We start from the raw sequence: 25,454 nt of genomic DNA on the forward strand, positions 1-25,454 counted from the left end.
TCAGCGGCGCACCAGGCCCATGCGCGCACGAATGCGCGACAGCGCCACGTTGGTGATGCCCAGGTAGCTGGCGACATGGTGCAGCGGGATGCGCGCCGCCAGGTCGCCGCGTTGCTCGAGGAAGGCCCGGTAGCGCGCCTCGGCATCCAGCATCAGCAGCTCCGCCTCGCGCTGGCTGCTACGCGCCAGCACCGCGCGAATGCCGTCGCTGAGCAGCTCCTGCACCAGCGGCAGCTCGGTCTGCCACTGGCGCAGGTTGGCGTAGCTCAGCTCCAGGACCTGGGTCGGCTCCAGGGCGAGGATGTCCACCGGGCTGGTCGTGGCGAAGGGCGGTGTGCCCCAGCCGACCCAGCTGCCCTCGCCATGGAAGGCGGCGTTGCGCTCGACGCCCTGGGCCGAGAGGTGCGCCACGCGCACCAGGCCGCGCACGATGAACCAGACCTGCTCCACCGCCTGGCCGGCCCTGAGCAGTGGCTGCCCCGCCGCATAGTCGCGGCGCGGCAGCGTCTGCCAGCGTTCGGCCAGCAGCGGTTGGCGCTCGAGCTGGCCGAGCAGCTGCGGCGCACAGGCCAGGCAATCGTGCAGGGAATCGGTGGTCATAAACCCAGGTTAATGCGGTGGCAGGTCCGGCGGGGGAAAACTGGCGACACCCTACAACGGATGACCGCCGCATGCACACACTCACCCACCTCAACTGGGCCCACCTCGGCGCCCTCCTGCTAGCCGCAGCCTGGGCCGCCCTGGCGCTGCACATGGGCTGGGGCAACCTGCTCCTGCTGCTGGGCGGCCTGTTGCTGGTCCTCGGCTGGTTCGCCCTCTGGGAATGGCGCCGGCCCTACCGCGAGGACTGGCGCGCGCAGCCCGCCGACCGTCGTCGCGACGCCCTATTCGCCCTCGCCCTGCTGGCCACCGACGCGCTGGCCGACCTGCTGATCCGCGGTCTGGTGATGCAGCTGAACGCGGCCGGTGCCGGCCCCGCCGCCACATTGCCGCTGTGGCTGGCGGTACCGCTGGCGGCGCTGCTCGGCGAATTCGGCGACTACTGGCTGCACCGCCTCAAGCACCGTGGCGGCTGGTTGTGGCGGGTGCACTTCGTTCATCACCGGCCCACGGCACTGAACGTGACCAACAACTTCACCACCCACCCGCTGGACCTGCTACTGCGCAAGACGGTGCATGTGCTGCCGCTCTGGCTGGCAGGCTTCGATGCGCAGGCCATCGCCCTGGCCGGGCTGTTCAGCCAGACCCAGTCCTTCGCCACCCATGCCAACACCCGCGGCACCCTGGGCTGGCTCAACTACCTGATCGGCAGCGCCGAACTGCACCGCTGGCACCACAGCGTGAACGTGGCGGAGGCACTTAACTTCGGCACCGCCCTGCCCTTGTGGGACCAGCTGTTCGGCACCTACCGCCGGCATGGCGCGCCGCAGCGGGTGGGCGTCAACGCGCCAGCGGAGCCGGACCAGCACGACGGCCTGGGCCTGCTGCTGCACCCGCTGCGGCCACGGCGGCGCCACCCCGATGCACCTGGCGCGCACGGCGAGGCGCCGTGATCGGGGCGGGGCGTTCAGATCCCCTGGCGCTTGCCGCGCAGGAACTTGATCGTGTACTCCATCTGCGGCTTGCGCGTCAGGCTGATGGCACGGCGGGTCACGGTGTCCAGGGTGATGTTCCAGAAACCGTCGCTGGGCACCTTGATGCGCGCCGGGAAGCGGTCGAAGGCGCCGCCGTGGTAGGTGTGGCGGCCGCCGTTCTTGAAGCTGCGGAAGTTGGCATCGTTCATCAGACGGATGTTGCACGGCTGCGAGCAGTGGATGACGACCGTGTCGCCCTCTTCCAGGTGCTCGCGCTGGTGGATGAATTTCATCGGGGCCTCCGCGAAAAGCGCGCACGATAGCACGTTGCCCGTCACTCGGTCGCCGCGGGCCGATGAAGGCGTCGCCAGGCCGAAGGCGACATGCCGTAAGCCTCGCGAAAGGCCTTGCTAAAAGCGGCCTGATCGGCATAGCCGAGCACATCGGCGAGCAGGGTCAGCGGCATGCTGGAAGCCTGCACCTGCCAGCCGGCCAGGTCCATCTTCACCCGATGCACCAGCGGCTTAAAGCTCAGGCCCTCGACCGCCAGGCGACGCTGCAGCGTGCGCGGATGCAGGCCGAGCAGCTCGGCGATATGCCCCAGCGAGTGCTGGCGCATGCCCAGGGTCTGTACGATCAGGCTACGTACCTGCAGCTCCAGGCTGTCCTGCAGCCCGTCCAGCCGCTCGCGCAGGTAACCGGCATCCGCGCCACCGAGGGCGCACACCGGACGCCGCAGGATCGCCGCGTCATACACCAGGCCATCGAACTCCTGATCGAAGCGCACCTCGCAGCCCAGGTGCTGGCGGTAGCGCGCCGGCGGCGCCACCGGACTGTGGCTGAACTCCACCCGCAGCGGGCGCAGGTCGGCACCGCCCATGGCACGCACCAGCCGCGCGCAGGCGGCAATGGCCATCTCGCGGTACTGCTGGGCACCCTCCACGGCAAAGAAGTGCTCGATGCGCCTTACCTGCACGCGCCCGTCCAGCGGCAGCAGGCGCCAGTGCTCGGCCTTGTTGTGCAGCGCCAGGTAGCGCTGGGCGGCGAGAAAGGCCGCCTGCAGATCCGGCTCGCCCGCCAGCAGACGCCCGAGCAGGCCGAGCATCTCCACGCCCTGGTGGCGTGCCACGCGCAGGCCCAGGTCGGGGCAGCGCAGGCGCACGGCCGCCTCGTGCAGCAGGCGGGTCAGTTGCTCGATGCCGATCAGGCAGTCGCCGTCGTCCAGCGCCGCGCGGTTGAGGCCGACGCCGGCGAGCAGCGCTTCGAGATCACCGCCCAGGCTCGCCACCTCGGCCGGCAGGCCGGTGAGCGCCGCGCTGCGCACTTCGTAGCGAATGGTCATGTTCAGCCTCCGCCGTTTCGAGTCGACAATGCCGCGACTGTCGTGTCATGACAAGTCAGCCGCCGATTCCACGCCTACTCTCGAAGCACAACAAGAACACACCGAGGTGATCCATGGCTCAGTACGACCTGATCCTGCAGGGCGGCCGCTATTTCGACGGCAGTTGCACGCCCTCCGCCATCCGCAGCCTGGCCATCAAGGACGGACGCATCGCCCTGGTCAGTGCCGAGCCGCTCGACCCGACCCTGGCCGCGCAGGTGATCGACGCACAGGGCAAGTGGATCACCCCGGGCTTTCTCGACACCCACACCCACTACGACGCCGAGCTGATCGTCGCGCCCAGCCTCAGCGAGTCGGTGCGCCACGGCGTGACCACGGTGCTGGTCGGCAGTTGCTCGCTGAGCATGGTGTGCAGCGAGGCCGAGGACGCCTCGGATATCTTCACCCGGGTGGAAACGGTGCCGCGCGAGAAGGTGTTGCCGATCTTGCGTCAGCACAAGAGCTGGAGCAGCCCCGCACAGTGGCGGGCGTTCGTCGACCGCCATCCGCTGGGCCCCAACCTGATCAGTTTCCTCGGCCACAGCGACCTGCGCGTGGCGGTGATGGGCCTGCATCGCGCCACCGACCGCCAGGTGACGCCGAGCGAAGCCGAGCTGCAGCGCATGGAAGCGCTGCTGGAGGAGGCGCTGGATTGCGGCTTCCTCGGCCTGTCCACCATGTGCCTGAAGTGGGACAAGATCGACGGCGACCGCGAATGGTCGAAGAGCCTGCCCAGCACCTACGCGCGCTGGCGCGAGGTGCGCCGCCTCAACCGCCTGCTGCGCCGGCGCGGGCGCGTACACCAGGGTGCGCCAAACGCCGCCAACCCGCTGCAGATCACCCAGTACATCGGCGAAGCCATCGGCCTGCTGCGCAAGCCGCTGAAGACCACCCTGATCTCCCTGCTCGACCTCAAGGGCAACCGCAGCCTGGCACTGCTGGCGCGCTTCTCCGCCTGGCTGACCAACCGCCTGGGCGGCGACTTCCGCTGGCAGCTGCTGCCCACACCCTTTGCCATCTATGCCGATGGCATGGACATCGTGCTGTTCGAGGAATTCGGCGCCGGCGAAATGGCCCTCGACGTCAAGGACCAGCTCGAACGCAACCAGCTGCTGCAGGACGAGCAGTACCGCCGCACCTTCCGCCGCTTCTACGCCGACAAGCTGTCGCCACGGGTATGGCAGCGCGACTTCGGCGACGCGGTGATCCTCGGCTGCCCGGACGCCTCGCTGGTCGGCCGCAACTTCGCCGAGGTGGCACGCGAGCGCGGCCTGCACGTGGTCGACCTGTTCCTCGACATGGTGGTGCAGTACGGCCGCCAGCTGCGCTGGTTCACCGTGATCGGCAACCACCGCCAGGACAAGCTGCGCGAGATGGTGCGCAGCCCCAACACCCTGATCACCTTCTCCGATGCCGGCGCGCATATCCGCAACATGGCCTTCTACAACCTGCCGCTGCGCTTCCTCAAGCTGGTGCAGGACAGCCACGACGAGGGCCGCCCGGTGATGAGCCTGGAGCAGGCGGTGCATCGCCTGACCGGCGAGCAGGCCGACTGGCTGGGCATCGAGGCCGGCTACATCCGCGTTGGCGACCGCGCCGACCTGGTGGTGCTCGACCCCGCCGGCCTGCGCCAGAACCTGGAACAGGAGCACTGGGACGAGATGCAGGGCTTCGGCATCCCGCGCATGGTCTGCCGCAACCCCGGCTGCGTCAGCCATGTGCTGATCAACGGCAAGCTGGCGGTGGATGACGAGCAGATTGCGCCGGAGCTGGGACGGCAGACCGGCTTCGGCCAGTTTCTCGCGGCACATTGAGGCCCGCTACCAAAGCTTGACGCTTGTCCGCCCCAACCAGGAGGGGCCGCGTCCGTCAGCGGAGCCAGCACCGCCCTGCTGGCCTGCTGCTAGGCTGCTCCTGCAGAGGCAACATCCACATGCCGTGTCGCCGGCCATCAAGCAAGGAGCCATCCAATGAGCACAAGCCGCACACTCTGCCTTTCCCTCGCCACAGCCCTGCTGCTCGGCTGCCAGAGCAATGCAGATGACGACCTGGCCACCGACTACCAGCGCACCGACGCCTACGCCGAGGGCGTGCCGGGCGGCGCCGTGCTCGAGACCGAGGAGCTGCTGGCCAGCGTCAGCGCCGTCGACCCGGCCAAGCGCACCTTCACCCTGCGCGACGACCTGGGCAACCAGCGCACCCTGGTCGCCCCCGAGCAGATGCAGAACTTCGACCAGCTCAAGGTCGGCGACAGGGTCAAGGCGGTGATCGCCCAGGAGCGCATCGTTTACCTGCGCCAGCCGGGCGAGCCGGCCGAGGACGGCGCCGCCGGCATGCTGGCCACCGCCCCGCTGGGCGACAAGCCGGGCATGCTGGCCGCCGAAACCGTGGAGATCACCGCGCTGGTCAAGGGCATGGACACCACCCTGCGCACCGCCACGCTGCAGCTGCCCGACGGCAGCGAGCGTACCATCAAGGTCCGCCCGGACGTCGAAATGAAGACCGAGTACCTCGGGCGCCAGGTGGTGCTGCGTGTCACCACCGCCGTGGCCATCAGCGTGCAGCCGCAGTAAGCCATGCCGCCGGAGACGCTCAACCTGTTGCAGGCCGTGCCCGATGCAGCGGCGGGAGAGCAGTTCCTGCCGCTGCTGAGCCGGGACGGCCTGCGGCTGGAGCAGATCGTCTCCCACGGCCAGGCCAGCCAGGAAGGCTTCTGGTACGACCAGCCGCAGCCCGAGTGGGTAGCCCTGCTGCGTGGCTGCGCGCGACTCGAATTCGACGACGGCGAGCGGCCACTGGTGGCCGGCGATGCCCTGCTGATCCCCGCGCACTGCCGGCACCGGGTCGCCGAGTGCTCGCTGGACGCCATCTGGCTGGCCCTGCACTTCGAGGCCTGACGACCAGCCCTACGCCTCGCTAACGGCCGGTGGTAGCATGCGCGCCCCATGCGTATCTCCGACATTCACCAGCGCCTCGCCGACCTCGGCGCCCTGCCCGCCCATCGCGGCCGGGTGGTACGCGCCTGGCTGCAGGGCAAGCCGCTGGATGCCGGCACCCGCCGCCAGCACACCGAGCATTTCCTGCCACTGTCCGTGCGCCACGGCCTGCCGCAGCTCGCCGAGGAGCTCGAAGGCCTGGCCCGGGTGCGCTCCAGCCACCCCGCCGGCGATGGCTCGGCGCGCCTGCTGGTGGACCTGGCCGACGGCCAGATGGTCGAGAGCGTGCTGCTGCCGCGCGATGGCGTCTGCGTCTCCACCCAGGTTGGCTGCGCGGTCGGCTGCCGCTTCTGCATGACCGGCAAGAGCGGCCTCCTGCGCCAGGTGTCGAGCGCCGAGATCGTCGCCCAGGTGGTGCTGGCGCGGCGCCAACGGCCGGTGAAGAAAGTGGTGTTCATGGGCATGGGCGAGCCGGCACACAACCTCGACAACGTGCTGGAAGCCATCGACGTGCTGGGCACCGACGGCGGCATCGGCCACAAGAACCTGGTGTTCTCCACCGTGGGCGACCCACGGGTGTTCGAGCGCCTGCCGCAGCAGCGGGTCAAGCCGGCCCTGGCGCTGTCGCTGCACACCACCAAGGCCGAACTGCGCGAGCACCTGCTGCCCAAGGCGCCGAAGATCGCCCCGGCCGAGCTGATGGAGCTGGGCGAGGCCTATGCCCGCGAGGTCGGCTACCCGATCCAGTACCAGTGGACCCTGCTCAAGGGCATCAACGACGGCCAGGACGAGCTGGACGAGATCCTGCGTCTATTCAAGGGCAAGTACGCGGTGCTCAACCTGATCCCCTTCAACAGCCTGGAGGGCGACGACTACCAGCGCCCGGACGGCGAGCGCATCGTGCAGATCGTGCGCTACCTGCACAGCCGCGGCGTGCTGACCAAGGTGCGCAACAGCGCCGGCCAGGATGTCGAGGGCGGCTGCGGCCAGCTGCGCGCGCGCGCCGTGGACATCGTCAACACCAGTCGGCTGCAGCGCTGATGCTGCGCCTGGTCGCGCTCGCCGCCGCCCTCGGGCTACTCTCGCCCTGGCTGGTGACGCTGCTGGCAGAGCACTCGCAACACCTGGCCTGGCTGCTGGACCTGGCCAGCCACTGGCAGTGGCTGCACCTGGCCCTGCTGCTGGGCTGCCTGGTGGCGCTGGCGCGGCGCCGGCCGCGCTGGCTGCTGCTAGCGCCGCTGCTCGCCCTGCCCTGGCTCAGCGTGTCACCGATGCTGCCCGCGCAAACCGGCGAGGTGCGCCTGGAGCTGCGCCTGATCAACGCCAACCTGCAGCAGACCGACGATGCCGCAGCGCTACGCGCCTGGCTCGATGCCCAGCCCGCCGACCTGGTGCTGCTGCAGGAAGTCACCCCAGCCCTGGCCCGGCAACTGGCCGGCTGGCAGGACTACCCGCACCGCGTGCTCGCCCCGGAGGCCTCGCCGTTCGGCCTGGCCCTGCTGTCACGCCACCCGCTGGACGCTGGCCGGGTGCTGCGCGACAGCGACGCTATACCGCGCATCGAGGCGATCCTGCGTCATGCCGGCCAGGCCGTCAGCCTGAGCCTGGTGCACCCGATGCCGCCGCTGTCGCCCTACTGGCACCAAAAGCGCAACCTCGGCCTGCAGGTCGCCCTGCAGCGCAACGCCGCTCAGGGGCTGCCCGGCCTGCTGGCCGGCGACCTCAACGCCAGCCCCTGGTCACAGGCCATGCGCGAGCTGCACGAACTGGGCTGGTACCGCGCCAATGACCTGCAGGCCACCTGGCCCGCGCTAGGCAAGGGCTGGCTCGGCATCGCCATCGACCAGGTACTGGTCCGCGGCCCCTGGCACGTGGTCGAGCAGGATCTGGGGCCGGACCTCAGCGCCGATCACCTGCCGCGCCGCCTGCACCTGCAACTGCTGGAACAACACTGACATGCATAGCCTGGAACAACTGCGCCGCGGCGAGCTGGCCGGCATCCGTCGCCTGGACCTAGCCGCCGACCTCAGCGAGTTTCCCGAGGAGATCTTCGCGCTGGCCGACAGCCTGGAGGTGCTCAACCTCAGCGGCAACCGCCTGCGCACCCTGCCCCACGACCTGTCGCGGCTGCACCGGCTGAAAGTGCTGTTCTGCTCGGACAACCCCTTCGAAACCCTGCCGGAAGCGCTCGGCGACTGCGCCCAGCTGGAGATGGTCGGCTTCAAGTCCAACCGCCTGCGCGAGGTACCGGCCGCCGCGCTGCCAGCACGGCTGCGCTGGCTGATCCTCACCGATAACCGTATCGAAGCGCTGCCGCAGGCACTAGGCGAGCGTCCACGGCTGCAGAAGCTGATGCTGGCCGGCAACCGCCTCAGCGAGCTGCCGCAAAGCCTGGCCGCACTGCACCAGCTGGAACTGCTGCGCATCGCCGCCAACCGTCTCGACGCCCTGCCTGACTGGCTGCTGCAGTTGCCGCGCCTGGCCTGGCTGGCCTTTGCCGGCAATCCGGGCAGCGACCGCGCCGAGGCCGCCGCGCTGGCCAGCCACCCGCAGGCGCCCATCGCCCGCGACCAGCTGGTACTGGGCGAACTGCTCGGCCAGGGCGCCAGCGGCCTGATCCATCGCGCGCGCTGGGGCGAGCGCGAGGTGGCGGCCAAGCTGTTCAAGGGGCAGATGACCAGCGACGGCCTGCCGCACAGCGAGATGGCCGCCTGCCTGTCCGCCGGCCGCCATCCGCAGCTACTGCCGGTGATCGGCGCGCTGCAGGCGAAGCCCGGCGAGCCGGACGGCCTGTTGCTGGAGCTGCTGGAGCCGCGCTTCGCCGTGCTGGCCGGGCCGCCCTCGCTGGCCAGCTGCACCCGAGACTGCTACGAACCCGAGCGGCGCTTCAGCGCCGAGCAGGTGCAAGCCCTGGCCCGCGGCGTGGCCGCTGCGCTGGCACACCTGCATGGCCGCGGCATCCTGCACGGCGACCTGTACGCGCATAACCTGCTGGTCGACGGCCACGACTGCCGCCTCAGCGACTTCGGCGCCGCGTCCTTCTTCGCCCCCGGCAGCCCCCAGGGCGCGGCGCTGCAGCGCCTGGAAAGCCGCGCCTTCGGCATCCTGCTGGAAGAACTGCTGCAACGCTGCGACGCACCGCCGGCAGGCCTGCTGCAACTGGCCGCCGACTGCCAGCAGCCGACCACGCAGGAGCGCCCGGACTTCGCCGCGCTACTCGACCACCTGCAATAGCACGCTCGCCAGACGCGGCCTGAGCAGCTGAGAAAGCGCTGCCAGGCGCTAGAGGATTCAGCCGGCGTACAGTCGAATGCCGCGCGGCTGGGCCAGCACGGTGGTGGGTGCCATGCCGATGATGCTGCGGAAGGTATGGCTGAAATGCGCCGAATCGGTGAAGCCGGCGGCCACCGCGGCATCGGTCAGGCTCATGCCGCGCGCCACGCCGACGCAGGTGACGAACAGGCGGTGCCACTGGCGGTAGCGACGGATGGGGATGCCGATCTTCTGGCGGAACAGCTGGGTCAGGCGCGGCACCGACAGGCCGACCCGCTCGGCGAGGTAGTCGATGGACTGGTTGCACGACACGTCGGCCTTGATCAGCTCCACTGCGCGGACGATGCGCGGGTCACAGGTGAAGCCCGGGGGCACCAGGCGCTGTGGGTTGATCAGGCGCTCCAGCCAGTCCCAGATGGCCTCGGGGCCCGCGCTGCTGCGATGCAGCGCATCGAAGCGGCTGATCCACAGGGCCTCCTCGTCCAGGCCATGCAGCAACCCGGCTTCCTGCCTCGCCATGCGCGGCGCCAGCAGGGCGAAGTCTTCGCCGAACACGTCCAGGTAGCAGATCGCCACGCGCGAGCCACGGCTGTCCACGATCAGCTCCAGGCCCGGCGGCAACAGGATGCTGCGACCGTATAGGCTGGTGCCCTGGCTGTGCAGCAGCAGTTCGTCGTCCAGGCTGATCAGCAGCATGGCGGCCGCCTGCGACAGCTGCAGCGGCTCGCTGAAGGCACTGAGGTAGAAGGTGCGCTTGTCCCACAGGTACAGCAGCACCGGTGCATCGATGGCTGGCATGGACGTCTGTCGCCCTTGTTGTTTTTGTGGGCGCAGGGTTATCACAGCGGTGCAGGCGGGAAAAGCCCGTCGACACAGGAAGTTGCAACAAATGCGTCGTACTGCTCAGGGCGACTTCGTCGGTCGCAGCCGCGAAACGCCAAACAGCACCAGCGCCAGGCCCGCCATCTGGTAAAGCGACACCACCTCGCCGAGCAGTGCCCAGGACGCCAGGATGGTCAGCACCGGCCCCAGGTTGCCGATGGCTGCGGTGTGCGCGGCGCCCATGCGCTGCACGGCCAGCGCCATCCAGTAGATCGGCAGGGCCGTGGACAGCAGCGCCATCAGCGCCGCGTACAGCCAGACCTGCCCCGGCAGGCTGGCCAGTTGCGTCACGTCGCGGCTGAGCCCGTAGTGCGCCAGCACCATCAGCGCGGACGCGCCGCCGGCCAGCCCGGCCAGGCGCATGGAACCCAGGCGCTGCACCATCCTGCCGGTGCCGAAGTAGTACAGCGCATAGGTAACGGCGCTGGCGAACACCCAGGCCGCGCCCTGCAGCACCTGCGTGCCGGCATCGCCCAGGTGCAGGTCATGGACGAAGGCGATGCCCAGGCCGGCGTAGCACAGTCCCATCGCCAGCAGGGTGCGCCGGCTCGGCGGTTCGCGCAGGGCCACGGCCTGGAACAGCAACACCAGGGTCGGGTAGGAAAACAGGATCAGCCGCTCCAGCCCCGCGCTGATCGACTCCAGGCCGTAGAAATCGAAGAGGCTGGAGAGGTAGTAGCCGAGCATGCCGAGCAGCAGGATGCGCAGCACGTCCATGCCCCCGAGCGGGGCGTTGCCCGTGCCACGGCTCAGCCAGAGCAGCCAGGCGAACAGCGGCAGGGCCAGCCCCATGCGCATGGCCAGCAGGGTGATGGCGTCCACCGGGGCGGCCGCGTAGGCGAGCTTGACGAAGATGGCCTTGAGGCTGAAGCCGGCGGCGGACAATACGGCGAACAGGCGGCCATCATTGAGCCAGAGGCGGTAGTGCAGGCTGAGGGCGTTCATGGGGATTCCGGCAGGCAAGATCCGCCTTTATTCTGAACAGAATGCCTGGCTGCCAGAATCGCTATTTCATGAACAAAGCCTTCTGCAAAGGAGAAAGCCCTTGCACTTCGATCTCGCCGACCTGCGCCTGCTCAGTGCCATCGCCGCCACCGGCAGCCTGAGCAAGGCGGCCGCCAGCGTACCGGTGGCGGTGTCCGCCGCCAGCACGCGCCTGCGCCTGTTCGAGCAACGCTGCGGGCTGAGCCTGTTCATCCGCAGGGCCGATGGCATGCAGCCGACCCCGGCCGGCCGCCTGGTGCTGGAACGCAGCCGCAGCGTGCTGGGCGAGGCAGAAAAGCTCAGCGCCACCCTGCGCGAGCTGGCCGGTGCCGAGCGCATCACCCTGCAGCTGGCCGCCACCACGGTGGCCAACAGTACCTTCCTGCCAGCCGCGCTCGGCCCCTTCCTCGCCGACTACCCGGAGATCGACCTGCAGCTGGTGGAGCAGAAGAGCAGCGAGATCCTCGAGGCCGTGCAGGCGGGCGAGTGCGAGATCGGCGTGTACGACGGCAACCTGCCCACCGGTGGCCTGCTCTCCCTGCCCTTTCGCGACGACAAGCTGGTGCTGCTGGTGCCGCGCCAGCATGCGCTGGCCAAGCGACACATGGCGCCCCTGCGCGACGCCCTCGGCTATCCCTTCGTCTGCCTGCCGGCCGAGCGCGCCATGCAGCGCTTCATCGAGGGCATGGCGATGAAGTACGTGATGCCACTGAAGATCCGGGTGCGCGCGCCGAGCTTCGACGCCATCGCCCAGCTGGTGGCCCAGGACGTCGGCATCGCCATGCTGCCCGAGGCCGCCGCCAGCCGCTTCGCCCTGGAACTGCCGGTGCGCATCGTGCCGCTGGAGGACGCCTGGGCCACCCGCGAACTGCGCCTGTGCATCCGTGGCTGGGAACAGCTGTCACCCCATGCGCGGCAGCTGGTGAACTTCCTGGCCAGCGGCTGATGGGATTCCGAGAAGGGTGATTGACGGATACGCCACCACGGTCGGCCAGTCGAAAACACCAGCGCCGGGCCGACTCGCCATCATTTCACCCTCGCTACAGCCCGCCGGTCCCGCTCGAGTGACCGCGACCTTGCGTGTGCCGACATAACTGCGCGCCAGGCGGCTTGACCTTCCAGCAATGGCAAGGTCGAGAATGCTGATTTGCCAGGCGGGTTCAGGCGCATCGGCCCTGGTTCGACCGGCAAACCGAACACCTACGAAGTGGTGCAAATCGATGCATTCTCCGGTGCCTTGCCATCATAAAATTCTGACCTAGCCTCAGATGATGTCAGAAAGCCTTACTACTCGACTGGGATATTTAGCCAAGGAGTGCTCCATGCTAGGGATCGGTCTCAAGGACGAATTGACTCGCCACAAATCACAACTGGCACAAGCCAACCATCTGATCGCAGCCATCCGCAGGGCCCTGGCTGTTATCGAGTTTTCCCCCTCCGGCGAAATACTCGACGCCAACCCGCTCTTCCTGTCGGTGGTCGGCTATGAACTCAACGAGCTGACGGGAAGGCATCACCGCATGTTCTGCCCCCAGAGCTACGCCGAAAGCCTCGAATACAAGCAGTTCTGGAACCGACTCGCGCAGGGGGAGTCCTTCAGCAGTCGCTACAGGAGGATCGGCAAGGGCGGGCGCGACATCTGGCTCGAGGCCACCTACATGCCGGTCATCGGCGCCGATGGTCGGGTCAGCAGGGTGGTCAAGATTGCCACAGACATCACTGATCAATTGGTCACCGAACACCGGCACGAGAGCATGATCAATGCCATCAGCCGCTCCATGGCCGTGATTGAACTCACCACCAATGGCGAGGTGGTGACCGCGAACAGCAACTTCTTGAGCACGATGGGCTACAGGCTGGATGAAGTACTGGGCAAGCATCACCGCATCTTCTGCACTCCGGAACTTGCCAACAGCGAGCAATACCGGCAGTTCTGGCAGCGCCTCAACAGGGGCGAGTACATATCCGACAAGTTTCTGCGCATCGCCAAGGATGGTCGCCCCGTGTGGCTCAGGGCAACCTACAACCCCCTCTACGACCCCCAGGGGAATATCTATGGCGTGATCAAATTCGCCAGCGATATCACTTCGCAGATCGAACATCGTGAAGCGGAGTCGGCCGCTGCCCAGCTTGCCTTCGGCATCGCCCGCGAAACGGACCAGCAAGCCGTCGAGGGGACTCACACGGTTGAGCAGACCGTTCAGGTCGTACGCTCGATTGCCGGCGAGCTGAATAGCGTTTCGACAAACATCTCGGCGCTGAGCAATCAATCCGACCGGATCAGCAGCATCGTCCAGGTCATTCGCAGCATTGCCGAGCAGACCAATCTTCTGGCCCTCAATGCGGCGATCGAGGCGGCCCGTGCCGGCGAGCAGGGACGCGGCTTTGCGGTGGTCGCGGATGAGGTTCGCAACCTTGCGGCGCGAACCAGCCAGGCCACCGTCGAGATCAACGAAGTGGTGCAACAGAACCAAGAGCTGGCTCACCTGGCTGTCAGTGGAATGTCGGAGAGCATGAAGAATGTCGACAAGGGTGTAGCACTTGCCAACAAAGCCGGCGAACTGATGCTGCAGATTCGCCACGAGGCGCAGCGTGTTGTCGATGCCATCGAGCAGTTCACCCACACCTTTGAGGACTAGCCCCGGCAACGGGCTGCCAGCGGGTCATTTATCGCAATCTTTGCTCGACAACGCATTCGGGGAGTGAACATGAAATCTGGAGTACCTGCACCGCTCTCCTGTGTGTAGCAAGGTAATCCGCTTCCACCCGAGACCCCAACAGTTAAGCCCCGTCCGAGAGGTATCCTGCTATGGATTGGCTGGGTTTGCGATTCCTGACCACGGTGCCCGATGGCTCGCAGATTCTCTTGAACTGCAGGCACACCCCGGAACTGGTGGTATTGGCCTACCTCCTCGCCTGCACGGCTGGTTACGCGACCCTCAGCTTCGCCGAGCGGGCCGGCCATGCCGATAACGCCGCGGCTCAGCGGAACTGGTGCGTGGTGGGTGCCCTGAGCCTGGGAGGCGGTATCTGGGGCATGCACTTCGTTGCCATGCTGGCCTTCCAGACTCCGGTGGCCGTGAATTATGACCTGCCAACCACAGTGTTCTCACTCCTGGTAGTGGTACTCGCAGCCCTGCTGGCCATGCCGAGCGTGGCGGAGTCGCAGCCGACCCTGCGCCAGCGCATACAAGCGGCTTTGTGTATCGGCTTCGGCATCGGCCTGATGCACTACAGCGGCATGGCCGCCATGCGCTCGGAGGCACAGCTCTACTACCGGCCGAGCCTGTTCGCGCTATCGCTGTTCATCGCCGTGGTCGCCAGCCTTGCGGCTCTGCAGCTGTCGCTGTTCTTTCGCGGCCGCGAGGGCCTGCTGCACCAACTGCTGCGAATCGCAGCAAGCCTGGTGATGGGCGGGGCCATCGTCTCCATGCACTTCACCGGCATGTGGGCCCTGGAGATGGTGGTACCGATTGGCACTCCACTACAGCTGCAGAGCCCGACCAATGCCATGCAACTGGGCCTGAGCATCGCGCTGATAGCCCTCATGGCCATTGGTGGCGGTATTGGTGCCGCCTGGGCGGATCGCAAGATCCAGCACAAGGAGCATGACCTGCTGAAGATCAGGTCACTGCTCGCCCAGCTCAGCCAGGCGCGTGCATCGCTGCAGAAAGTCGCCCATTACGACCCCTTGACCAATCTGCTCAACCGCCGCTCGTTCAATGAAATCTTCGCCGACAAGCTGCGCTGCCATGCCGAAAGCAAGCAAGCCCTGGCCCTGGTGTTCCTCGATATCGATCACTTCAAACGGATCAACGACAGCCTTGGCCACGATGCGGGCGACCAACTGCTCAAGGAAGTGGCCGAGCGTATCCGTCATACCCTGCGTGACGAGGACGTGGTGGCCCGCTTCGGCGGTGACGAGTTCTGCATTCTCGCAAGCCTCAGCCGCATCGAAGAGGCCCATAACCTGGCTCGGCGCATCATGGCGCGCATGAAAAAGCCCATTAGCCTGGCCAACCGGCAGATGGTGATGACGACCAGCGTCGGCATCGCCCTCTATCCTCGCGATGGCGAAACCTGTGAGGAACTGTTCAAGCACGCGGACCTCGCCCTCTACCAGTCCAAGGGCAGCGGCCGCAATGCGGTGCACTTCTTCAGCGAGCACCTGCGCAACAAGGCCAACATGGAGTTGGAACTGGAGGGCGAGCTGCGCCAGGCACTCAAGAAGGAGCTTGGCCTGCTCCTCCACTACCAGCCGATACTGGACCTGGGCAGCGGCCGCATCGACAAGCTCGAGGCGCTGGTGCGCTGGCAGCATCCACGCCTGGGTCTACTCAGCCCCGAGCGCTTCATCGGCATAGCCGAGGCCAATGGTTTCATCGCGGACCTGGATGTCTGGGTGCTGCGGCGCGCCTGCCAGGACTTGCATCTGCTCTGCAGCAAGCTTTCGCTACATGAGCTACGCGTAGCCGTGAACTGCTCGGCCCTCAACCTCAGCCATGACGACTTGCCGGACGAGGTCGCCCAGGCACTCAAGTCATCCGGGCTGCGCGCGCAGCGACTGGAGCTGGAGCTGACCGAGAACGCCCTGATGAGCAACGTCAACCAGGCCCTGAGCTTGTTGCAGCGAATCCGTGACCTCGGCGTCAGCATCTCCATCGACGACTTCGGCACCGGCTACTCCTCGCTCGCGTACTTGAAGCGGCTGCCCCTGGATACCCTGAAAATCGATCGCTCGTTCATGCTTGACCTGCCCGAGGCAAACGCCGACCGACAGATAGTCCAGGCGATAATCGGCATGGCCCATACCCTGAACCTGCGCGTGGTGGCCGAAGGAGTGGAGAACCCCGCGCAGCTTGAATTCCTGCGCCAGCAGGGCTGCGACTTTATTCAGGGCTATCTGTTCAGCAAGCCGCTACCCCTGCAGGAGCTGGCACAGTTCCTGACGGATTTCGCCGCAGGACTGACCGACCAGCGATTGCTCGCGGACAGGAACCGCGGCGGGATCAATATCCTCAAGTTGAATCAACCCTGATCTGAGCGCTACGCACGCACGCCTAGCCCTGAATCCCCGGGCCCCGCACCGCCCATCCGCTCGAGTAGCTCGCACGGCAAGCCCGCAACGAGATGCCGGGCGTGCCGTGGAATGGAAACAACGGCTGCCGCCTGCCCGCCCTCTTCCCACGGCGCTGTTCCTTCAGGCCGGGAAGCGCGCTCCGCTGCGCTGCAGCATCACACCCAGCACCGTGACCACCAGAAGCACCGCGGCCAGCAGCAGATTGATCGGCACGCCCAGTTCCCTCAGGGCCTCGCTGGCATAGACGTCGGTGCCGGGAATCACGTAGGCGACGAACAGGCCCGGCCAGAAGCTGGCGGGCGCCAGTGCAGCCGCCCACACCTGCCCCTGCAGCAGAGCGGCCAGGGAAAACAGGCTCACCAGCAGCAAGGTGGTGAACTGCATGCCGATGTGGAACCGCGCATGCCCCGGCCAGTCCGGATTGAACAGGTGGGTGGCGTTGAACACATCGGCAATCGCCACTATCAGCACCGTGGCGACTATGGCAAAGCCCAACAGACTCTTGCCGAGGCCCTGACGAGTCATGGCGTCCTCCCTCAGAGCGTCGGGTAGTCGATGTAGCCCGCGTCTTCGCCGCCATAGAGGGTGGCGCGATCGGCCTGGGCCAGCTCGGCACCGCGCGCATAGCGGGCCGGCAGGTCGGGGTTGGCGACGAAGGGCGTGCCGAAGGACACCAGGGCGGCCTCGCCGGCCTTGAGTGCGGCCTCTGCGCTGCCGGCGTCATAGCCGCCGTTGGCGATCAGCGGGCTGTCGATCAGAGGGCCGAAGGTCGCCAGCACATCGCGCGGCCAATGGGGCAACTGATCCAGCGGGAACAGTGCGCGCATCAGGTGCACATAGCCCGGGCGCAGGCCGTTCAACTCGCCCAGCAGGTAGCTGTAGAGCGCCAGGGGATCGCTGTCGATCATGCTGTTGAACGGGATCACCGGCGACAGCTTGATGCCCACCCGGGCGCTGCCCCAGACGTCGATCAGCGCCTGCATCACCTCCAGCACGAAGCGGCTGCGCTTGGCGATGCTGCCGCCGTACTCGTCGCTGCGCCGGTTGGCGGAATCCACCAGGAACTGGTTGGGCAGGTAGCCGAATGCCGCATGCAGCTCGACGCCATCGAAACCCGCCCGCTTGGCATTCTCGGCGGCGCGGCGGTAATCGCCGTTGATCGCGCGGATCTCGTCCAGGCCGAGTTCGCGTGGCACCTCGTAATCCTGCATGCCCTCCAGGGTGAAGTGCTGCTGGCCCTGGATCGCCACCGCCGAAGGCGCCACCGGCAGCACACCGCCACGCACGCTGGAGTGGCCGACCCGGCCGGTGTGCCAGAGCTGGGCGAATATCCGGCCGCCCGCCGCATGTACCGCCTCGGTGACCTGCCGCCAGGCGGCGATCTGCGCCTCGCTGTACAGCCCCGGGGTCAGCGGGCTGCCGATGGCATCCTCGGAGATGTTGATCGCCTCGCTGATGATCAGCCCGGCACTGGCGCGCTGCGCGTAGTAGGTCGCCGTGGAGGCGCGCGGAACCCCGGCGGCATCGGCCCGCGAGCGTGTCATCGGCGCCATCACCATGTGATTACGCAGCTCCAGGTCATGCAGGCGGGTCGGGCTGAGCAGTTGAGTCGGCATGGGCGGTTCTCCGGATTCTCGCAGAGGAATATCTGACGTGAACGGATCATCTTCCTGCAGCCGTATAGGATAAAGTCAGATAATCAGAATTGATTGCTCCACTGATGGAGCAATGGAAGAGTCCATGAAACTGCTCAACGACATGGCGCTGTTCGTCGAAGTGATCAAGGCGAACAGCTTTCGCGGCGCCGCCGAGGCCATCGGCATGCCCAACTCCACGGTCTCGCGACGCATCGCCGAGCTGGAGCGACGCATCGGCCTGCGCCTGCTCAACCGCACCACCCGGCGCATCGAGCTCACCGAGGGGGGACGCCTCTACTACGAACGCTGCCGGCGCATCGTCGACGAGGCGCGCCTGGCGCACGAGGAGATCTCCGAGCTGGTGGACAACCCCAGCGGTCTGATCCGCCTGTCCATGCCCATCGACTTCGGCGTGGTCTACCTGGCACCGCTGCTGGCCGAGTTCGCCGAGCGCTACCCGCACATCCAGTTCGACCTCGACCTCACGCCCAGGCGCCTGGACCTGATCCGCGACCCGGTCGACCTGGTGATTCGCATCGGCCCCCTGCCCGACTCGCAGCTGATCGCCCGGCCGCTCGGCACGCTGCAGCGCAGCCTGTTCGCCAGCCCGTCCTACCTCGAGCGGCAGGGTCCGCCGGGCAGCCCGGAGGCGCTGCTGCAACACCAGTGCCTGCGCATGCTGGATGCGCCCTGGGTGCTGCAGAACGGCGCGCAGCAGCTGAGCCTGGCGGTCCACGGGCGCTACCTGCTGAACAATGTCGGCATGCTGCGGCGCCTGGCCCTGCTGGGCCAGGGCATCGCCATGCTGGTGGACGAAATGATCGCCGAGGACCTGGCCTGCGGCCGCCTGCAGCGCGTCCTGCCGGGCTGGCAAGCCCCGTCCCTGCCGGTCTACGCCATTACCGAGACACGCCTGTTGCCCGCCAAGGTACGGGTGCTGATCGACTTCCTCGGCGAGCGACTCAATCGCCGCTGAGAGGCGCCCATGTCGGCCGCAACTGCCGCGCCGGAGTCGCCGGCAGGATCATCAGTTCTTACAAGACGATGACGCCCGCGCGGTGCTTTCATGGCCGCCACCTCCGCTGCTGTGTGCGGAGTTACAACAACAAAAAACGAACACACAGGTACACCTCATGAAGAAGCTGCTCGTTCCGGCACTGGCCGTCCTCGGTCTGTGCGCCTCCCTCCCTGCCCTGGCCAACACCCAGGCGCAGACCAAGAACCCCATCGTCCTCGTCCCCGGCATCTTCGCCTTCGACACCATCGCCACCATCGACTACTGGTACAAGATCCCCAGCGCCCTGCAGAGCCAGGGCGCCAAGGTGCACGTGCCGAAGATCAACGCCTTCGACAGCTCGGCCAAGCGTGGCGAGTCGCTGATCGCCCAGCTGGAACAGATCCGCGCCGCCTCCGGTGGCACGGTGAAGAAGTTCAACCTGATCGGCCACAGCCAGGGCGGCCTCACCGCCCGCTATGTGATGAACACCCGCCCCGACCTGGTCGCCTCGGTGACCACCCTCAACTCGCCGCACAAGGGCTCGCCGCTGGCCGACCTGGTGACCGGCGTCGCTCCGCCCAGCAGCCTGCAGGGCGTAGCCTTCGACGTGTTCGCCAACGCCGTGGGTAATCTGGTCAACCTGTTGTCGAACAACAGGAAGAGCCCGTCGGACGTACGCGCCATGCTCGCCGAGTTCAACAAGACCGGCGCGGCGGCCAATAACGCGACTTACCCGGTCGGCATCCCCAGCACCTCCTGTGGCGAGGGCCCGGAGACCGCCAGCATCAAGGGCAACACGGTACGCATGTACTCCATGAGCGGTACTGCACCGCTGACCAACGTGCTGGACATCTCCGACCCGCTGTTCGGCGTCACCTACCTGGCCTTCGGCTTCAGCGAGGCCAACGACGGTGTCACCGGTCGCTGCTCCAGCCACTTCGGCAAGGTGCTGAAGGACAACTACTTCATGAACCACCTGGACATCACCAACCAGGTCCTGGGCCTGGTGTCGCTGTTCGAGACCAACCCGAAGACCCTGTACCAGACCCAGGCCAACCGCCTGAAGAACCTCGGCCTGTAATACGCGCGGGCATGGCGCCTGTCAGCGCCATGCCCGCCACGAGGAGCGTTCGATGTCCAACCGAATCATCCTGGGCGCCCTAGCGATGGGCGCCCTCGCCGTCAGCGCAACCCTGCTTTTCTATCGCCCCGAACCCCTGCCAGGCGCTCCAGCCCAAGCACTCGCCATCACTCCGCCGAGCGATGCGCGCAGCGTCCAGGCCAGCGCCCTCAATCGGCAGCTGCAGCAAGCCCCGGCCAGCACCCTGGCCGATCCCGGCCCGCTTCCGCCATCGCTGCAAGGCACCCGCCACGGTGTGATCCTGAAGATGGATGGCCAGGGCAACCTGCTGCTGACACAGGACCTGCTGCACCTGTTCGACTTCTATCTGGCCGGTCGCGAAGAGGAAGGCCTGGACAAGGTGCTGACGCGCATCCACCGCGATCTCGCCGAGCAGCTGCAGGAGCCGGCCCTGGCCCAGGCCCGCGACCTGCTGCGCCGCTATGTGGACTACCGCATCGCCGTGCAGGGCCTGCCCGAGGCCAGCCCCGACCTGGATGCCGGAGCCCTGCGCCAGCGCCTGGACGCGCTCAACGCCGTGCGCCAGCAGTTCTTCAACAGCGAGGAATACGCCGTGTTCTTCGCCCGCGACAACGCCGAGGACGAGTACATGGTGCAGCGCCTGGCGCTGAGCCAGCAGGCCGGCCTCGACGACCAGCAGCGTCAGCAGGCGCTGGCCGAGCTGGAGCTGCAGTTGCCCGAGGATGTCCGCCAGGCCCGTGCCGAGAGCAGTCGCCACGGCGAGCTGTATGCCGCCACCCAGGCCCTGCAGGCCCGGGGTGCCAGCGCCGAGGAGATCCGCCAGCTGCGCGAGTCCACGCTGGGCAGCGAGGCCGCCGCCGCTCTGGAGGAGCTGGATCGCCAGCAGGCCGCCTGGCAGCAGCGCCTGGCCGACTATGCCGCCGAGCGCAACAGGCTGCGCGAGTCCGGCCTCAGCCAGACCGACCTGCAGGCGGCGATCGCCGAGCTGCAGGCCAGCCGCTTCGACGAACTGGAGCGCAAGCGCGTGCAGGCGCTGGACGCGGAGCTATGAGTGCCGCCTCCTGGGCTAAGCTGAGCCCAGGAGGTGCCCCATGAGCCCAGAGAAAGACGACAAGCCCCTGACCTTTCGCGAGATGCTGCAGAGCGTGCTGGCCGCTGCCTTCGGCGTGCAGAGCGGCAAGAACCGCGCGCGCGACTTCAGCCGCGGCAAGCCCAGCCACTTCATCATCCTCGGCGTGATGTTCACCGGCCTCTTCGTGCTGGTGCTGTTCGGCCTGGTCAAGCTGGTGCTGGGCCTGGCCGGAGTCTAGCGCGCTGCCCCTAGTGCTCGATGATCTGCCCGCGCATCGGCGCCAGACGCGCCAGCAGGCGGTTCTGCACAGGCACGGCGACCCCCTCCGCCTCCATGGCTTCGATCAGGTCCTCGACCAGCGCGTTGAAGTCGGCGCGACTGATGTTCAGCCCCTTGTGGCTCTCCTCCATGCTGTCGCCGGTGTATTCGCAGGGGCCGCCGGCCTCCACGCAGAACTGCTCCACCAGCTTGTCGCGCAGGCGTTCGATGTCGATGTCCTGGAAATGCCGGGAGATGCGCGGGTTGCGCGCGGCGTTGAGCAGCATGCCCTCGACGATACGGGTGATGCCGGCCTGCTCGCCCAGCCCGCGGTACAGACTGTCGTCGCGGGGCGACTGGCCGGCGCAGGCACCGATCAGCAGCGCCAGGAGGATCGCCAGCAGGCGCATGCTCAGAAGCTCCCCTGCAGCGACAGGTAGACCCCATCCTGGTGATCCAGGCTGGCGATCTCGCCGAGACGGGCATAGGCCAGCACGACGGCCAGATGCTTGTTGGGGAAGTAGCCGACGAACAGGTCGGACCAGTCGTTCTCGCCGGCAAACGAGAGGTTGTCCGGCTTCTCGCGGTACTCCACGCCCACCACCCAGTGCGGATCGAGCAGCACCGCGACCGAGCCCTCCTTGAGCACCGAGTGGCGGTCGCGGCGGTCGCCCCCGTAGCCCAGCAGGCCCTGTTCGTTGGCCCGGCTGTAGCGCAGATTGCCATTGAGCAGCAGGTTGTAGCCGAAGGCGCCGCCGAGGATCAGGCGGCTGGCAGCCAGGTAAGCCTCGGTATCCTCGTCGCGCACGGCACCGACCAGGCGCGGCACCCGGAAGTCCCGCTGCCGCTTGTGCTCGACGCCGAGCGACAGCTGCGGCAGGCGGTCATAGATCAGGTCACCGAACAGGCGCAGCTTCACGCCGAAGATATCCTGGCTGAGGCTGCCGTCCGGCAGCCTCAGGTCGCGCGCCAGGGTGCCCAGGTCGAAGCGCTGGCGGGCGAAGGACAACTCTACCCGGTTGTCGTAGGCAAACGCCGCGCCGCCCACATCCAGGCGGTAGTCGCCGGTTTCCACCCGGGTGAGAAAGGCTGCGCCGCCCCACTCGCCCTGCTCGCCATAACCGGCCAGTACCGCCCAGGGCACTATGCCTCCGCCGGCGGCGCCATCGATGCTGCTGGCACCGCCGGTGGCCAGCAGACGCCCCTGCTCGGCGGCGACCAGGGCCGGCAGCAGGCTGCAGAACAGTGTCGCCAGAGGCCTGAGCATGTTCAGAGAGCCCTCGCCAGATGGGATTCGTGCCATTGCTGCAGCCACTGCTCGAAGGCTGGCGCCGGCAGCGGTTTGCCGATCAGGTAACCCTGAGCGGTGTCGCAACCCCAGCGCCGCAGCAGATCGAGGACGGGCGCGAGCTCCACCCCCTCTGCCACCACCTTGAGCCCCAGGCTGTGGCTCATCTCGATGGTCGAGCGGACGATCACCGCATCCTCGCCGTGCTCGCTCAGTTCGCGGATGAAGGACTGGTCGATCTTCAGCTCCTGCACGGGCATGCGCTTGAGCTGGGCCAGCGACGAGTAGCCGGTGCCGAAGTCGTCCACCGACAGCTGGATGCCCCGTCGTCGCAGGCGCTCCAGCACCTCCAGCGCGCGCTGCTGATCCTGCATCATGGCGCTCTCGGTGATCTCGAACACCAGTTGCTCGGCCGCCACCGCCTGGCCGACCAGCAGGGTGCCGACGCGCTCGGCCAGCTCCAGGTTGACCAGGTCCTCGGCGGAGATATTCAGCGATACCTGCATGCCCAGGCCGCGCCCGTTCCAGTCATGCAGCTGGCGCACGGCCTCCTCGACCACCCAGGCGGTGAGCAACTGGATGCTGCCGGTCCGTTCGGCCAGCGGAATGAACTCGCCGGGCGAGACCGGCCCATAGTGCGGGTGCTTCCAGCGCAACAGGGCCTCGGCCTGATGCACGCGCCCCCCGTGGATATCCAGCTTGGGCTGGTAGTACAGCTGCAGCTCGCCATTGCTGGCGGCATGGCGCAGGTCGCGTACCAGCCTGACCTGGCGCAGGTGGGCATCATCGCGCCCCTCCTGGTACAGCTGCAGGTGCCCGGGCAGGTGGGCGGCATCGTGCATGGCGATGGCTGCCCGGCGCAGGAGATCGTCCGGATTGTTGCCGTGCTCGGGGAAGGCGGCGATGCCGATGCGGCAGTCCAGGACGACATCCAGGGTGCCCACGCGCATCGGCTTGAGCAGCAACTGCTGCAAGCGGTCCGCCGCAGCGATGGCGGCGGCCCCGTCGCAGCCATCCAGCATCAGCAGCAACTCATCGGCCAGCAGCCGCGCCAGGCTGTCGCCGGGACGCAGGGTGGCCTGCAGGCGGCGACTGAGTTGCTGCAGGGTCAGGTCGGCGCCATCGGCGCCGCAGCTCTCCAGAATCCCGCGGAAGTTGGCCACGCCCAGGTACAGCACGGCCGTCGCTCTCCCGGCGCTGATCGCACTGCCCAGGCGCTCGAGCGCCAGGGTACGGTTGGGCAGCCCGGTCAATGCATCATGCAGGGCGTTGTGAGCCAGTTGCCGCTCACGTTCGGCGATGCCTTCCTGCATGCGGGTAAAGGCCTGGGCCAGGCTGCCCAGCTCATCGCGGCGCTGCAGCGCGATGGGCGTCTGGTAGTCGCCCTGGCCGATACGCCCGGCGACCCGCGCCAATTCGCGCACCGGCTGCGCCAGGCCGCGCGCCAGCAACAGGGCCACCAGCAGCGAAGCGAACAATGCGGCCAGGGCGATCAGCAGGATGGCGCGATCGAGCGGAGCGAAAGTCTGTTCGGCACGGTCGAGGGATTTGTGCAGCAATGCCAGCACCTGGTAGCCGTCACCGCTGGCGAGGGTCCGCCACTCGCCCAGGTAGCGCTGCCCAGCAGCCTGCAGCATGCGGCTGCCCGTGCTGCCGCGCTGCTGCATGAGCTCCTCGCGCAACTGGCCATGCATGGCCGCCGGAAGGGTGCTCAGCCAGCCGGCCGCCTGTCCCTGCTCGATCGACAGCAAGGTCAGTTCCAGGTGGGTGAGTTCGCGCAGCTCCAGGGCGAAGGCCTCGTCGATATGGAAGCCCATCACCACCCGGGCGATGGGCAGCGGCGCGCTGACATAGGCCTCGACCAGCAGGTAAACCTCGCCGGCGATGGGGAGCAGGAACACCCGGCTGCCCTGCTGCGCCTGATCGCGCACCTGCCCGGCCAGGCGTTCGGCGGCCTCGGCGCCGATACGCGGGTCGCTGCTGACCTGCAGCACGCCATTGAGCCCCAGCAGCAGCACGGCGCCGGCGTTGATCCGCGCACCGTGGTTGGCCAGCGCCGAGCGGATGGTCTCGCGATCGCCGCTGGCCACCGCTTCCTTGAAGCCAAAGTCGGCCGCCAGCACCTGTACCGCATCGTGCAGCTGGCGCCCGCGCAGCTCGATCAGCTGCTCCAGCACCCGCCCACCGACCCCGAGCTCCTCGCGCAACTGGCTTTCCACGGCCACGCCGGTGGCCGCCTTGACCGAGAAATACAGGGCACCGACCACCGCCATCAGCAGCGCGACCAGCGCGACGGCGATGCGCGCCTGGAAGCTATGGCTGAACTTCACGCGTGGCCTTCCTGAAGGCTTCGCCGAAAGCGCTGGGGTTGGGCGGCGCCGCTGTTTCCAGCGGCCCCGCCAGCGGCAGCGCAAAGCTCCTGCTGAGCCCCTGCTCAGACACCTGCAGGGTGCCGGCGGCCAGCGCCTGCATGTTCTCCCGCCGCGGGTGCCAGAGGCTGACCTGGTAGCTCCCCGCCGGCAGGCCGTCGATTGTCAGGCGCCCCTGGGCATCGCTGACGGCGAACCAGGGATGGTCGGTGACGTAGATGTAGCCCACCATCCAGTCATGGATGTTGCAGCCGAGCACCACCACACCGGGCTGGTCGAACAGCACCGGGGCACTGGGAGTGTCCTTGTACAGGCGCAGTTCGAAGCGCTTGGCCGGCGAGAAGGAGTAGACGTGGTGGCGGATGTCGTCGCTATTGGGGAAGCTGACCGCGGTGCCCGTGCGGACTGCCAGCACCCGCGGGCTGAACTGCTTGCCCCGCTGGTCCATCAGGCCGGTGCCGGGCTGGCTCGAAGCGCCCTGTGCCACCAGGCTGAGGACCACATCAGGCAGCGGCCGCCCCTGCTCGTCGAGCAGCTCGGCAGACAGGCTGGCGGCCACCGCGGGCCGGCTGGCCAGGCACGCGAGGGCGAGACACAGGATGATAGGGCGAGGTTTCATGG

General features: G+C 67.5%; 25 protein-coding genes. 14 read left to right on the plus strand and 11 right to left on the minus strand.

Annotated elements, in window-relative coordinates:
- Complete coding sequence (locus DMO17_RS14920; RefSeq protein ID WP_110683282.1) at positions 1-600, minus strand: Crp/Fnr family transcriptional regulator; 600 nt, start codon at positions 598-600, stop codon at positions 1-3.
- Between the two features lie 71 nt (positions 601-671).
- Between DMO17_RS14920 and DMO17_RS14925 the strand changes: the two genes are divergently transcribed.
- The gene (locus DMO17_RS14925; protein WP_110683283.1) at positions 672-1,553 is read left to right on the plus strand and encodes a sterol desaturase family protein; all 882 of its coding nucleotides are present in this window, start codon (positions 672-674) and stop codon (positions 1,551-1,553) included.
- A 14-nt stretch (positions 1,554-1,567) separates the two neighbouring features.
- Here the strand turns inward: DMO17_RS14925 and DMO17_RS14930 are convergent, their stop codons facing one another.
- Both DMO17_RS14930 and DMO17_RS14935 read right to left on the minus strand, forming a co-directional pair.
- Entirely contained in the window at positions 1,568-1,867 is a 300-nt protein-coding gene (locus tag DMO17_RS14930; protein ID WP_110683284.1) for a DUF1883 domain-containing protein, read from the minus strand.
- A 41-nt stretch (positions 1,868-1,908) separates the two neighbouring features.
- Positions 1,909-2,916, minus strand: coding sequence for an AraC family transcriptional regulator (locus tag DMO17_RS14935; RefSeq protein WP_110683285.1), 1,008 nt, complete (start codon positions 2,914-2,916; stop codon positions 1,909-1,911).
- 113 nt (positions 2,917-3,029) lie between these two features.
- Between DMO17_RS14935 and DMO17_RS14940 the strand changes: the two genes are divergently transcribed.
- The 6 genes from DMO17_RS14940 to DMO17_RS14965 all read left to right on the plus strand — a co-directional run bounded on the left by DMO17_RS14940 (position 3,030) and on the right by DMO17_RS14965 (position 9,125).
- Positions 3,030-4,769: an N-acyl-D-amino-acid deacylase family protein gene (locus DMO17_RS14940; protein ID WP_110683286.1), complete on the plus strand. Its 1,740-nt coding sequence runs from the start codon at positions 3,030-3,032 to the stop codon at positions 4,767-4,769.
- Between the two features lie 156 nt (positions 4,770-4,925).
- Entirely contained in the window at positions 4,926-5,528 is a 603-nt protein-coding gene (locus tag DMO17_RS14945) for a hypothetical protein (RefSeq protein WP_110683287.1), read from the plus strand.
- A gap of 3 nt (positions 5,529-5,531) precedes the next feature.
- Positions 5,532-5,852: a cupin domain-containing protein gene (locus DMO17_RS14950; protein ID WP_110683288.1), complete on the plus strand. Its 321-nt coding sequence runs from the start codon at positions 5,532-5,534 to the stop codon at positions 5,850-5,852.
- Between the two features lie 48 nt (positions 5,853-5,900).
- Positions 5,901-6,932, plus strand: coding sequence for an RNA methyltransferase (locus DMO17_RS14955; RefSeq protein ID WP_110683289.1), 1,032 nt, complete (start codon positions 5,901-5,903; stop codon positions 6,930-6,932).
- Entirely contained in the window at positions 6,932-7,846 is a 915-nt protein-coding gene (locus tag DMO17_RS14960; RefSeq protein ID WP_110683290.1) for an endonuclease/exonuclease/phosphatase family protein, read from the plus strand. Before DMO17_RS14955 ends, DMO17_RS14960 begins: the two co-directional genes overlap by 1 nt.
- Position 7,847: 1 nt before the next feature.
- Positions 7,848-9,125 carry a leucine-rich repeat-containing protein kinase family protein gene (locus DMO17_RS14965; protein ID WP_110683291.1) on the plus strand — a complete coding sequence of 426 codons (1,278 nt, stop codon included), beginning with the start codon at positions 7,848-7,850 and terminating at the stop codon, positions 9,123-9,125.
- Positions 9,126-9,182: 57 nt separating this feature from the next.
- On the opposite strand, the gene DMO17_RS14970 is transcribed toward DMO17_RS14965, so the two are convergent.
- Positions 9,183-9,962, minus strand: coding sequence for a helix-turn-helix domain-containing protein (locus DMO17_RS14970; RefSeq protein WP_110683292.1), 780 nt, complete (start codon positions 9,960-9,962; stop codon positions 9,183-9,185).
- Between the two features lie 105 nt (positions 9,963-10,067).
- On the minus strand, positions 10,068-10,991 hold the full coding sequence (locus tag DMO17_RS14975) for a DMT family transporter (RefSeq protein WP_110683293.1): 924 nt from the start codon (positions 10,989-10,991) through the stop codon (positions 10,068-10,070).
- A 100-nt stretch (positions 10,992-11,091) separates the two neighbouring features.
- Here DMO17_RS14975 and DMO17_RS14980 point away from each other — a divergent pair, with 100 nt between their 5' ends.
- From DMO17_RS14980 to DMO17_RS14990, 3 genes are all read left to right on the plus strand, one after another.
- Positions 11,092-11,976 carry a LysR family transcriptional regulator gene (locus tag DMO17_RS14980; RefSeq protein ID WP_110683294.1) on the plus strand — a complete coding sequence of 295 codons (885 nt, stop codon included), beginning with the start codon at positions 11,092-11,094 and terminating at the stop codon, positions 11,974-11,976.
- A 376-nt stretch (positions 11,977-12,352) separates the two neighbouring features.
- Positions 12,353-13,669 carry a methyl-accepting chemotaxis protein gene (locus tag DMO17_RS20225; protein WP_110683295.1) on the plus strand — a complete coding sequence of 439 codons (1,317 nt, stop codon included), beginning with the start codon at positions 12,353-12,355 and terminating at the stop codon, positions 13,667-13,669.
- 170 nt (positions 13,670-13,839) lie between these two features.
- Positions 13,840-16,068 (plus strand): putative bifunctional diguanylate cyclase/phosphodiesterase, encoded by a 2,229-nt coding sequence (locus tag DMO17_RS14990; protein ID WP_110683296.1) that lies wholly within the window; start codon positions 13,840-13,842, stop codon positions 16,066-16,068.
- 162 nt (positions 16,069-16,230) lie between these two features.
- Here the strand turns inward: DMO17_RS14990 and DMO17_RS14995 are convergent, their stop codons facing one another.
- Entirely contained in the window at positions 16,231-16,635 is a 405-nt protein-coding gene (locus DMO17_RS14995; protein ID WP_110683297.1) for a hypothetical protein, read from the minus strand.
- Between the two features lie 11 nt (positions 16,636-16,646).
- Positions 16,647-17,726, minus strand: coding sequence for an alkene reductase (locus tag DMO17_RS15000; protein ID WP_110683298.1), 1,080 nt, complete (start codon positions 17,724-17,726; stop codon positions 16,647-16,649).
- Positions 17,727-17,850: 124 nt separating this feature from the next.
- Here DMO17_RS15000 and DMO17_RS15005 point away from each other — a divergent pair, with 124 nt between their 5' ends.
- The 4 genes from DMO17_RS15005 (at position 17,851) to DMO17_RS15020 (ending at position 21,156) form a co-directional block, all read left to right on the plus strand.
- Positions 17,851-18,723 (plus strand): LysR family transcriptional regulator, encoded by an 873-nt coding sequence (locus DMO17_RS15005; protein ID WP_110683299.1) that lies wholly within the window; start codon positions 17,851-17,853, stop codon positions 18,721-18,723.
- Between the two features lie 157 nt (positions 18,724-18,880).
- Positions 18,881-19,825 carry a lipase family alpha/beta hydrolase gene (locus DMO17_RS15010; protein ID WP_110683300.1) on the plus strand — a complete coding sequence of 315 codons (945 nt, stop codon included), beginning with the start codon at positions 18,881-18,883 and terminating at the stop codon, positions 19,823-19,825.
- Positions 19,826-19,877: 52 nt separating this feature from the next.
- Positions 19,878-20,897, plus strand: a complete 1,020-nt coding sequence (locus DMO17_RS15015; RefSeq protein WP_110683301.1) for a lipase secretion chaperone — start codon at positions 19,878-19,880, stop codon at positions 20,895-20,897.
- Positions 20,898-20,937: 40 nt separating this feature from the next.
- Positions 20,938-21,156, plus strand: coding sequence for a DUF2970 domain-containing protein (locus DMO17_RS15020; protein WP_110683302.1), 219 nt, complete (start codon positions 20,938-20,940; stop codon positions 21,154-21,156).
- A 10-nt stretch (positions 21,157-21,166) separates the two neighbouring features.
- Here DMO17_RS15020 and DMO17_RS15025 read toward each other — a convergent pair whose 3' ends face one another.
- The 4 genes from DMO17_RS15025 to DMO17_RS15040 are packed head-to-tail and all read right to left on the minus strand — an operon-like array spanning position 21,167 to position 25,452.
- The gene (locus DMO17_RS15025) at positions 21,167-21,586 is read right to left on the minus strand and encodes a group I truncated hemoglobin (RefSeq protein ID WP_110683303.1); all 420 of its coding nucleotides are present in this window, start codon (positions 21,584-21,586) and stop codon (positions 21,167-21,169) included.
- Between the two features lie 2 nt (positions 21,587-21,588).
- Positions 21,589-22,443: a DUF3034 family protein gene (locus tag DMO17_RS15030; RefSeq protein ID WP_110683304.1), complete on the minus strand. Its 855-nt coding sequence runs from the start codon at positions 22,441-22,443 to the stop codon at positions 21,589-21,591.
- Between the two features lie 2 nt (positions 22,444-22,445).
- Complete coding sequence (locus DMO17_RS15035; RefSeq protein WP_258371556.1) at positions 22,446-24,794, minus strand: putative bifunctional diguanylate cyclase/phosphodiesterase; 2,349 nt, start codon at positions 24,792-24,794, stop codon at positions 22,446-22,448.
- Positions 24,778-25,452, minus strand: a complete 675-nt coding sequence (locus DMO17_RS15040; RefSeq protein WP_110683305.1) for a methylamine utilization protein — start codon at positions 25,450-25,452, stop codon at positions 24,778-24,780. The genes DMO17_RS15035 and DMO17_RS15040 overlap by 17 nt, the downstream gene beginning before the upstream one ends.
- Positions 25,453-25,454 lie beyond the last annotated feature (2 nt).

Source organism: Aquipseudomonas alcaligenes, from assembly GCF_003205495.1.
Lineage (GTDB): Bacteria > Pseudomonadota > Gammaproteobacteria > Pseudomonadales > Pseudomonadaceae > Aquipseudomonas > Aquipseudomonas alcaligenes_B.